8 protein-coding genes are annotated in these 10,799 nt (G+C 63.1%); all 8 read left to right on the forward strand.

Annotation, left to right across the window (positions count from 1 at the left end; translation table 11 throughout):
• The 8 genes from tssC (at nt 1) to BLR69_RS20965 (ending at nt 10,792) form a co-directional block, all read left to right on the forward strand.
• Nucleotides 1-1,500, forward strand: coding sequence for a type VI secretion system contractile sheath large subunit (gene tssC / locus BLR69_RS20930; protein WP_058424268.1), 1,500 nt, complete (start codon nt 1-3; stop codon nt 1,498-1,500).
• Between the two features lie 150 nt (nt 1,501-1,650).
• Complete coding sequence (locus BLR69_RS20935; RefSeq protein WP_005792512.1) at nt 1,651-2,139, forward strand: Hcp family type VI secretion system effector; 489 nt, start codon at nt 1,651-1,653, stop codon at nt 2,137-2,139.
• 78 nt (nt 2,140-2,217) lie between these two features.
• Nucleotides 2,218-2,733, forward strand: a complete 516-nt coding sequence (tssE, locus tag BLR69_RS20940) for a type VI secretion system baseplate subunit TssE (RefSeq protein ID WP_058424463.1) — start codon at nt 2,218-2,220, stop codon at nt 2,731-2,733.
• Entirely contained in the window at nt 2,730-4,589 is a 1,860-nt protein-coding gene (gene tssF / locus BLR69_RS20945; RefSeq protein WP_071494638.1) for a type VI secretion system baseplate subunit TssF, read from the forward strand. Before tssE ends, tssF begins: the two co-directional genes overlap by 4 nt.
• A complete protein-coding gene (gene tssG / locus BLR69_RS20950; protein ID WP_058424270.1) occupies nt 4,553-5,596 on the forward strand; it encodes a type VI secretion system baseplate subunit TssG in 1,044 nt (347 codons plus the stop codon). The genes tssF and tssG overlap by 37 nt, the downstream gene beginning before the upstream one ends.
• A complete protein-coding gene (gene tssH, locus BLR69_RS20955; RefSeq protein ID WP_071494639.1) occupies nt 5,589-8,246 on the forward strand; it encodes a type VI secretion system ATPase TssH in 2,658 nt (885 codons plus the stop codon). The genes tssG and tssH overlap by 8 nt, the downstream gene beginning before the upstream one ends.
• Before the next feature lie 156 nt (nt 8,247-8,402).
• A complete protein-coding gene (locus tag BLR69_RS20960) occupies nt 8,403-10,343 on the forward strand; it encodes a type VI secretion system Vgr family protein (protein ID WP_071494640.1) in 1,941 nt (646 codons plus the stop codon).
• 14 nt (nt 10,344-10,357) lie between these two features.
• Nucleotides 10,358-10,792 (forward strand): DcrB-related protein, encoded by a 435-nt coding sequence (locus BLR69_RS20965; RefSeq protein ID WP_071494641.1) that lies wholly within the window; start codon nt 10,358-10,360, stop codon nt 10,790-10,792.
• Nucleotides 10,793-10,799 lie beyond the last annotated feature (7 nt).

The raw sequence follows: 10,799 nt of genomic DNA on the forward strand, positions 1-10,799 counted from the left end.
ATGACTGACAATACCGCCCGCGAAGGCTCCCAGATCCTGGGCACCCAGACCGAAGAAGCCAGCGAGTTCGCCAACCTGCTGCTGCAGGAGTTCAAGCCCAAGACCGAGCGCGCCCGCGAAGCCGTGGAAACTGCCGTGCGCACCTTGGCCGAGCAGGCCCTGGCGCAAACCGACCTGGTGTCCAATGACGCGATCAAGTCGATCGAATCGATCATCGCCGCCATCGACGCCAAGCTGACCGCCCAGGTCAACCAGATCATCCACCACCCGGATTTCCAACAGTTGGAAAGCGCCTGGCGTGGCCTGCACTACCTGGTCAACAACACCGAGAGCGATGAGCAGCTCAAGATCCGTGTGCTCAACATCTCCAAGCCGGACCTGCACAAGACCCTGAAGAAATTCAAGGGCACCGCGTGGGACCAGAGCCCGATCTTCAAGAAGATGTACGAAGAAGAATACGGCCAGTTCGGCGGCGAACCGTACGGCTGCCTGGTGGGCGACTACTACTTCGACCAGTCGCCACCCGACGTGGAACTGCTGGGCGAACTGTCGAAAGTCTGCGCCGCCATGCACTCCCCGTTCATCGCTGCGGCCTCGCCGACCGTGATGGGCATGGGCTCGTGGCAAGAGCTGTCGAACCCGCGCGACCTGACCAAGATCTTCACCACCCCGGAATACGCCGGCTGGCGCTCGCTGCGTGAATCGGAAGACTCGCGCTACATCGGCCTGACCATGCCGCGCTTCCTGGCGCGCCTGCCGTACGGCGCCAAGACCGACCCGGTGGAGGCGTTCGCCTTCGAAGAAAACACCGACGGTGCCGACAGTTCCAAGTACACCTGGGCCAACGCCGCGTATGCGATGGCGGTGAACATCAACCGCTCGTTCAAGCACTACGGCTGGTGCTCGCGCATCCGTGGCATCGAGTCTGGCGGCGAAGTGGAAAACCTGCCGGCCCACACGTTCCCGACTGATGACGGTGGCGTGGACATGAAGTGCCCGACCGAAATCGCCATCAGCGACCGTCGTGAAGCGGAGCTGGCGAAGAACGGTTTCATGCCGCTGCTGCACAAGAAAAACACCGACTTCGCCGCGTTCATTGGCGCGCAGTCGTTGCAGAAACCGGCCGAATACGATGACCCGGACGCCACCGCCAACGCCAACCTGGCCGCGCGCCTGCCGTACCTGTTCGCCACCTGCCGTTTCGCTCACTACTTGAAGTGCATCGTGCGCGACAAGATCGGCTCCTTCAAAGAGAAGGACGAGATGCAGCGCTGGTTGCAGGACTGGATCCTCAACTACGTGGACGGTGACCCGGCGCACTCCACCGAAACCACCAAGGCCCAGCACCCATTGGCTGCCGCCGAAGTGATCGTGGAAGAAGTCGAAGGCAACCCGGGGTACTACAACTCCAAGTTCTACCTGCGCCCGCACTACCAGCTCGAAGGGCTGACCGTGTCGCTGCGCCTGGTATCGAAGCTGCCTTCGGCGAAAAGCGCGTAAGTAGCTGCCTGATCGTTCCCACGCTCTGCGTGGGAATGCCGCTCGGGACGCTCCGCGTCCCAGTGACGCAGAGCGTCACAGGATGCGTTACCACGCAAAGCGTGGGAACGATCACCAAATCAAGTGGCTGCGGCCACACAGGGAGAAAACATGGCTGTTGATATTTTCATCAAGATCGGCGACATCAAGGGCGAGTCCATGGACAAGGCCCACAAGGACGAAATCGACGTGCTGAACTGGAGCTGGGGCATGGCCCAGTCCGGCAACATGCACGTGGGCGGCGGTGGCGGCGCGGGCAAGGTGAATATCCAGGACCTGTCGCTGACCAAGTACGTCGACAAGGCTTCGCCGAACCTGATGATGCACTGCGCCAGCGGCAAGCACATCGACAAGGTCAAGCTGACCGTGCGCAAGGCCGGTGGCGAAAGCCAGGTCGAGTACATGGTGATCAACCTGGAAGAAGTGCTGGTCACCTCGCTGAGCACCGGCGGTTCGGGCACCGATGACCGCCTGACCGAGAACGTGACCCTGAACTTCGCCCAAGTGATGGTCGACTACCAGCCGCAGAAAGCCGACGGCACCAAAGACGGCGGCGCGATCAAGTTTGGCTGGAACATCCGTTCCAACACCAAGCGCTGATAGCCCTGGTGGCCGTGGCGCCATGCCACGGCCCCTGGATTTTTGTCCCTCTCGCAACCCGTCCGTGGAGCTGCTTTGGTGATCACTGAAATCGCTTCCCGCGACCGTCTGCAACCGTCCCTGTTGGACCGGCTGACCGATGACGATCCAACCAACCCGAAGGAAAGCGCCGACAAACGCGTGCTGTCCCTGACCCAATTGAAAGCCTCGGTGCTGCGTGACCTGGCGTGGCTGCTCAACACCACGTCGTTGCTCGATGCCGATGCCACACTGCACACTCCAGCCGGCACCTCGGTGGTCAATTACGGCCTGCCGGCGCTGGCGGGCAACAGTGTTTCCAGCGTCGATATCAAGGCCCTGGAAGCCCTGATCTACCAGGCCATCGCCACCTTTGAGCCGCGCATCCTGCGTCACACTCTGCGCGTCAAAGCCCGTGTCGGCCATGGCGAGATGAATCACAACGCCCTGAGTTTCGAGATCGAAGGCGACCTGTGGGCACAGCCGGTGCCGTTGCGCCTGTTGCTGCAAACCGACCTCGACCTGGAATCCGGCCATGTACGCGTGGTGAATGCCGACCAGCGGAGGCGCCCATGAACCCGCGCCTGCTGGAGCTGTACAACCAGGAACTGCACCACGTGCGCGAAAGCGCCGCGGAATTCGCCAAGGAATACCCGAAGATCGCCAGTCGGCTGACCCTGTCCGGCATGGACTGCGCCGACCCGTACGTCGAACGCCTGCTCGAAGGTTTTGCCTACCTCACGGCCCGCGTGCAGCTCAAGCTCGACGCCGAGTACCCGACCTTCACCCATAACCTGCTGGAAATCGCCTACCCGCACTACCTGGCACCGACGCCGTCGATGACCGTGGTGCAATTGCACACCGACCCGGACGAAGGCTCGCTGGCCAGTGGTTTCCCGCTGCCCCGCGACACCGTCCTGCGTGCCGCATTGGGCCGCGAAACCCAGACCTGCTGCGAGTACCGCACTGCACACCCGGTGACGTTGTGGCCGTTGCAGGTGAGCAACGCCGAATACTTCGGCAACCCCGCCGCTGTGTTGGGCCGTCTCGCCGCCAGCGAGCCGAAAGCCAAGGCCGGCCTGCGTCTGACCCTGCGCACGGGTGCCGAGCTGCCGTTCAACAGCCTCGACCTGGATAACCTGCCGCTGTACCTCAGTGGCGCCGACGAGCAACCGTTCCGCCTCTACGAGCAACTGCTGGGCAACGCCTGCGCGGTGTTTGCGCGCAAGCCGGGTGGCGATTGGGTCGAGCGCCTGCCGCAGGACGCGTTGCGCTCCCGTGGTTTCGATGACGCCGACGCGGCCATGCCGGTGGTGGCGCGGGCGTTCCAAGGCTATCGCCTGCTACAGGAATACTTCGCCCTGCCCCACCGCTTCCTGTTCGTCGAATTCGCCGAGCTGAGCCGTGCGGTCAAGCGTTGTGACGGCCAGGAGCTGGAACTGATTGTGCTGTTCGACCGCCACGAACCGAGCCTGGAAGGTAGCGTCGGCGCAGCGCAGTTCCTGCCGTTCTGTACCCCGGCGATCAACCTGTTTCCCAAGCGCGTGGACCGTATCCATCTGTCCGACCGCGTCAACGAACACCATGTGATCGCCGACCGCACACGGCCGATGGATTTCGAGATTCATTCCTTGAGCGGCATCACCGGCCACGGCACCGGGCCGGAGCAGCCGTTTTTGCCGTTCTACGCGGTGCGCGATCCGTCGCGTTATGGCCGTGACCAGGCGTATTACACCGTTCGCCGCGAGCCGCGTGTGCTGTCCAGCGACCAACGTCGCAACGGCCCGCGCTCCACCTATGTGGGCAGCGAAACCTTCGTCAGCCTGGTGGACAGTCGGCAGTCGCCGTACCGCCACGACCTGCGCCAGCTCGGCGTGACCGCGCTGTGCACCAACCGCGATCTGCCGTTGTTCATGAGCGTGGGCAACGGCAAGACCGACTTCACCCTGGCCGACAGCGCGCCGGTATTGTCGGTGCGCTGCGTGGCAGGCCCGAGCCGCCCGCGCCCCAGCCACGCGCATGACGCCAAGGCCTGGCGCCTGATCAGCCAGCTCTCGCTCAACTATTTGTCCCTGAGCGAACAGGGCGAGGGCGCCGGCGCCTTGCGCGAACTGCTGCGCCTGTACGGCGACAGCAACGACGCCGCGCTGCAATTGCAGATCGAAGGCCTGCGCGAGGTCAGCAGCAAAGCCGTGACCCGACGCCTGCCGATGCCCGGCCCGATCGTGTTCGGCCGGGGCCTGGAGATCACCCTGGAATTCGATGAAAACGCGTTTCGCGGCACCGGTGTGTTCCTGCTCGGTGCGGTGTTGGAACGCTTCCTGGCACGCTACGTGTCGATCAACAGTTTTACCGAGACGGTGATCCGTACCACCGAACGCGGCGAGATCATGCGATGGAAAGCCAAGCCCGGACGTCGTCCGACCCTGTGAGTACCCTGGATGCGATGCACCAGGAGCCCTGGGAATACGATTTCTTCCAGGCGCTGCGGCGTATCGAGTGCGAATCGCCGGAGCTGCCGCGCCTGGGCCATTCCCTGCGCCTGGCGGATGACCCGCTGCGCCTGGGGCAACAGGCCGATTGCACCTTCGCCCCGGCCACGCTGGCCTCGGTCGACCCCGGCGGCGACGGCAAGCCGGCGCGCCTGGAGCAGTTCTTCTTCGGTCTTGGCGGCCCCAACGGCCCGCTGCCACTGCACATCACCGAGTACGTGCGCGAGCGTCAGCGCAACAACGCCGACAGCACCAGCAAGCAGTTCCTGGATGTGTTCCACCATCGCCTGCTCAGCCTGTTTTACCGGGCCTGGGCCGAGGCGCGGCCGACCGTCAGCCACGACCGCCCGGACGATGACTACTGGTCGGCACGCCTCGCCGCGCTGAGCGGCCGGGGCATGCCGAGCCTGCTGAATCAGGGGCTGATCCCGGATACCGCCAAGCTGCACTACAGCGGCCACCTGTCGGCGCAAACCCGCTACCCGGACGGCCTGAAGGCGATTCTCAGCGAGTATTTCGGCCTGCCGGTAGAGATCGAAGAGTACGTAGGCCAATGGTTGGAACTGCCCGAACGCAGCCGCGTGAGTGTGAGCGCCAACCGCCTGGGCGTGGACTTTTGCCTGGGCAGCTTCGTGTGGGACCGCCAGCACAAATTCCGTATCCGCCTGGGCCCGCTCACGCTGGATGACTACATGGGCATGCTGCCCGGCCACCAGCCATTCAACGAACTGGTGGCGTGGGTGGCCGAGTACCTGGGCCATGAACTGGACTGGGACCTGAACCTGGTTTTGCAACAACCCGAAGTCCCGGCGCTGCAACTCAACGGCCAGTTCCGCCTGGGCTTCAACACCTGGCTCGGTAAACCCGAGCATGACGCCAACGACCTAATCCTGGCCCGGCACTACGCCGACCACGCCACCACCTCAAGGAATCCAGAGCATGGGTGAAATCAGTCGCGCCGCACTGTTCGGCAAACTCAACAGCGTGGCCTACAAGGCCATCGAAGCCGCCACCGTGTTCTGCAAACTGCGGGGCAACCCGTATGTGGAACTGGCCCACTGGTTTCACCAGTTGCTGCAACTGCAGGACTCGGACCTGCACCGCATCATCCGCCAGTTCAACGTCGAGCCGGCACGCCTGGCCCGTGACCTTACCGAAGCGCTGGACCGCCTGCCGCGTGGCTCGACGTCGATCACCGACCTGTCGTCCCATGTGGAAGAAGCCGTCGAGCGCGGCTGGGTCTACGGCAGCCTGATGTTCGGCGAAAGCCAGGTGCGCACCGGTTACCTGGTGCTGGGCATTCTCAAGACGCCGAGCCTGCGTCACGCGCTGCTGGGTTTGTCCGCCGAATTCGACAAGATCAAGGCCGAGGCCCTGAGCGAACGCTTTGATGAATACGTGGGCGACTCGCCGGAAAACGCGCTCAGCGCCAGCGACGGTTTCAACGCCGGCGCCGTGCCGGGCGAAGCCAGCGGCGCGATGGCGCCGAGTGCGATGGGCAAGCAGGAAGCGCTCAAGCGCTTCACTGTCGACCTGACCGAACAGGCGCGCAGCGGCAAGCTCGATCCGATTGTTGGCCGAGATGAAGAGATCCGCCAACTGGTCGACATCCTTATGCGTCGCCGTCAGAACAACCCGATCCTCACCGGTGAAGCCGGCGTGGGCAAGACCGCTGTGGTCGAAGGCTTCGCCCTGCGCATTGTCGCCGGCGACGTACCGCCAGCCTTGAAAGACGTGGAACTGCGCAGCCTCGATGTGGGCCTGCTGCAAGCCGGCGCCAGCATGAAAGGCGAGTTCGAACAGCGTCTGCGCCAGGTTATCGAAGACGTCCAGGCCTCGCCCAAGCCGATCATCCTGTTTATCGATGAAGCCCACACGTTGGTGGGTGCCGGTGGCGCTGCCGGAACAGGTGATGCCGCCAACCTGCTCAAGCCGGCCCTGGCCCGTGGCACCTTGCGCACCGTGGCCGCCACCACCTGGGCCGAGTACAAGAAGCACATCGAGAAAGACCCGGCCCTGACCCGTCGCTTCCAGGTGGTGCAAGTCGCCGAGCCGTCGGAAGACAAGGCGCTGCTGATGATGCGCGGCGTGGCCTCGACCATGGAAAAGCACCACCAGGTGCAGATCCTCGATGAAGCCCTGGAAGCGTCGGTGAAGCTGTCCCACCGCTACATCCCGGCGCGCCAGTTGCCGGATAAGTCGGTGAGCCTGCTCGACACCGCCTGTGCTCGCGTTGCTATCAGCCTGCACGCGGTGCCGGCCGAAGTGGACGACAGCCGTCGTCGTATCGAGGCGTTGGAAACTGAGTTGCAGATCATCGCCCGTGAGCATGCCATTGGCATTGCGATTGGTGCACGCCAGACCAATACAGAGGCGCTGTTGAGCGCTGAGCGTGAGCGTCTGGCGACCTTGGAAAGCCGCTGGGCCGAAGAGAAAGCGCTGGTGGATGAACTGCTCGCCACCCGTGCAACATTGCGTGAAAAAGCCGGCGTGGTGGACAGTGGCAACGATGAACTACGCGCCCAATTGGTCGACCTGCAACAGCGCCTCACCGAACTGCAAGGCGAAACCCCGCTGATCCTGCCCACCGTGGATTACCAGGCCGTAGCCTCGGTGGTCGCCGACTGGACCGGCATTCCGGTGGGTCGCATGGCGCGCAATGAACTGGAGACGGTGCTCAACCTCGACCAGCACCTGAAGAAACGCATCATCGGCCAGGACCACGCCCTGCAGATGATCGCCAAGCGCATCCAGACCTCCCGCGCCGGCCTCGACAACCCGAGCAAGCCGATCGGCGTGTTCATGCTCGCCGGCACTTCGGGCGTGGGCAAGACCGAAACCGCCCTGGCCCTGGCCGAGGCCATGTACGGCGGCGAACAGAATGTCATCACCATCAACATGAGCGAATTCCAGGAAGCCCACACGGTGTCGACCCTCAAGGGCGCGCCACCGGGTTACATCGGCTACGGCGAAGGCGGCGTGCTCACCGAAGCGGTGCGGCGCAAGCCCTACAGCGTGGTGCTGCTGGACGAGGTGGAAAAAGCCCACCCGGACGTGCACGAGATCTTCTTCCAGGTGTTCGACAAGGGTGTGATGGAAGACGGCGAAGGCCGGGTGATCGACTTCAAGAACACCCTGATCCTGCTGACCACCAACGCCGGCACCGAGCTGATTTCCCAGGTGTGCAAAGACCCGGCGAACGTGCCGGCGCCGGAAGACATCGCCAAGGCCCTGCGCCAGCCGCTGCTGGAGATCTTCCCGCCGGCCCTGCTCGGCCGCCTGGTGACCATTCCGTACTACCCGCTGAGCGACGAGATGCTCAAGGCGATCACCCGCCTGCAGCTCAACCGCATCAAGAAGCGCGTGGAGAGCACCCACAAAGTGGCCTTCGACTACGACGACGCAGTGGTCGACCTGATCGTCTCGCGCTGCACCGAAACCGAAAGCGGCGGGCGCATGATCGACACCATCCTCACCAACAGCCTGCTGCCGGACATGAGCCGTGAATTCCTCACGCGCATGCTGGAAGGCAAGGCGTTGGCGGGGGTACGGATCAGCAGTCGGGATAATGAATTGCACTACGACTTCAGCGATTGACCTGTCGAAATGTGATTAAAACTGTGGGAGGGGGCTTGCCCCCGATGGCGTCGGGTCAGCCAGAAATTTCTAACCTGATACACCGCTATCGGGGGCAAGCCCCCTCCCACACTTGATTCGGTTTCTTCAGTTATCAAGTCATTTACGGGTTAACCGATGCTATTCAACCAAGCCTCACGCCTGGCCAAGATCACCAGCCCCCTCGGGCCGGATGTGCTGCTGCTCAATGAAATGGGCGGCGGCGAAGAGCTGGGCAGGCTGTTCAGTTACGAGCTGCAACTGACGTCCCTGGACGCCAACATCGACCTCAACCAGTTGCTCGGCAAGCCCATGAGCGTGGGCCTGCAACTGGCGGACGGCGGTGAACGGCACTTCCACGGCATCGTCGCGCGGTGCAGCCAGAACATCGACCAGGGCCAGTTCGCCAGTTACCAGGTGACGCTGCGCCCGTGGCTGTGGCTGCTCAGCCGCACCTCCGATTGCCGGATTTTCCAGAACCTGAGCATCCCGCAGATCATCAAGCAGGTGTTCCGCGACCTGGGTTTTTCCGATTTCGAAGACGCCCTGAGCCGGCCGTACCGCGAGTGGGAATACTGCGTGCAGTATCGCGAGACCAGCTTCGATTTCGTCAGCCGCTTGATGGAACAGGAAGGCATCTACTACTTCTTCCGCCACGAGCAAGACCGCCATGTGCTGGTGCTGGCCGATGCCTACGGCGCCCACACCACGGTGCCAGGCTACGCGTCGATCCCGTACTACCCCAAGGACGAGCAGCAGCGCGAACGCGACCACATGCACAACTGGCACCTGGCGCAGGAGGTGCAGCCCGGTTCGCTGGAGCTCAACGACTACGACTTCCAGCGCCCCAGCGCCAGCATCGATGTGCGCTCGGCCATGCCACGCCCGCACACCGCCGGCGACTACCCGCTGTACGATTACCCCGGCACCTACGTGCAAAGCGAGGACGGCGAACACTATGCCCGAACCCGCATCGAAGCCTTGCAAACCCTGCATGAACAGATCGAGTTCAGCGGTAATGCACGGGGTTTGGGTTCGGGGCATTTGTTCAGCCTCACCGGCTTCAGTCGCCAGGACCAGAACCGCGAATACCTGATCATCGGCTGCCGCTACTACATCGTCCAGGAAAGCCTGGAGAGCGGCGGCGGTTCGGGCTCGGCACAGTTCGAAAGCAGCCTGACCTGCATTGACGCCCAACAGAGCTTCCGCCCGCTCGCCATCACTCACCGTCCTATCGTCAAAGGCCCGCAGACCGCGCTGGTGGTTGGCCCCAAGGGCGAGGAAATCTGGACCGACCAGTACGGCCGCGTCAAGGTGCACTTCTACTGGGACCGTCACGACCAATCCAACGAGAACAGCTCGTGCTGGATTCGCGTGTCGCAATCCTGGGCCGGCAAGAACTGGGGCTCGATGCAGATTCCCCGGATCGGCCAGGAAGTGATTGTGAGCTTTTTGGAAGGTGATCCCGACCGGCCGATCATCACCGGGCGGGTGTACAACGCCGAGCAGACCGTGCCCTACGACCTGCCGGAAAATGCGACCCAGAGCGGCATGAAAAGCCGTTCGAGCAAGGGCGGCACGCCGGCCAACTTCAATGAAATCCGCATGGAGGACAAGAAGGGGTTGGAGCAGTTGTATATCCATGCCGAGCGCAACCAAGACATCGTGGTCGAGGTGGATGAGAGCCACTCGGTGGGGCATGACCGCAACAAGAGCATCGGCCACAACGAGACGGTGACCATCGGCAACAACCGCCTGCGCATCGTCAAGCAGGAAGACATCCTCTCGGTGGGCCAGCGCAAGACCGACAGCATCAGCCAGAGCTACGTCATCGAAGTGGGCGAAAACCTGCGCCTGGTCTGCGGTGAAAGCATCCTGGAGTTGAACGCCAGCGGGCAGATCAACCTCACCGGCGTGCAGATCAGCTTCTATGCCAGCGGCGACGCCGAGTTCAACACTGGCGGCGTGCTGCACCTGAACAACGGCGGCGGCCCCGGCGCCACGCCCGATGGCCAGGGCCAGAAAGCCGCCATCGACGCCAACATCAAAGCCGCGTTCCCCGCGCCTAAAAGCTCCTGACGAGACCTGTTTTCATGACGTATCGCATCAACGAATTCCAGTTTCAACTGCCCGCCAGCGAGTTGCAGGACGCGACGGTCAATATCCTCAAGTTCCCTGAATTGGGCACGTCCCTGATCGTCAGCCGCAGCCTGCTCGCCGAGGGTGAAACCCTGCACAGTAACTTCAATGACCAGCTCCAGCGCCTGGAAAAACAGGTGCAGGACCTGCGTTATCAACCGGGTGTTGATGTGCGCCTCGGCGCCGCGCAAGAGGTCGAAGGCATCGAGCTGCGCAGCCAGTTCAACAAGGGCAATGACAAGGTGTTCCAGTATCAGCTGGCGCTGGTGTTGCCGGGGACGCGCAAGATGCTCGCCTTGAGTTATGTGAAGGCGGACAAGCTCGGGGATGCCGAGGCGGCGCATTGGTCGACGATCAAGGGCTCGCTCGTGTTCGACGTCCCCCAGTGAAGCGGCC

The organism is Pseudomonas azotoformans (assembly GCF_900103345.1).
Taxonomy (GTDB): Bacteria; Pseudomonadota; Gammaproteobacteria; order Pseudomonadales; family Pseudomonadaceae; genus Aquipseudomonas; species Aquipseudomonas azotoformans.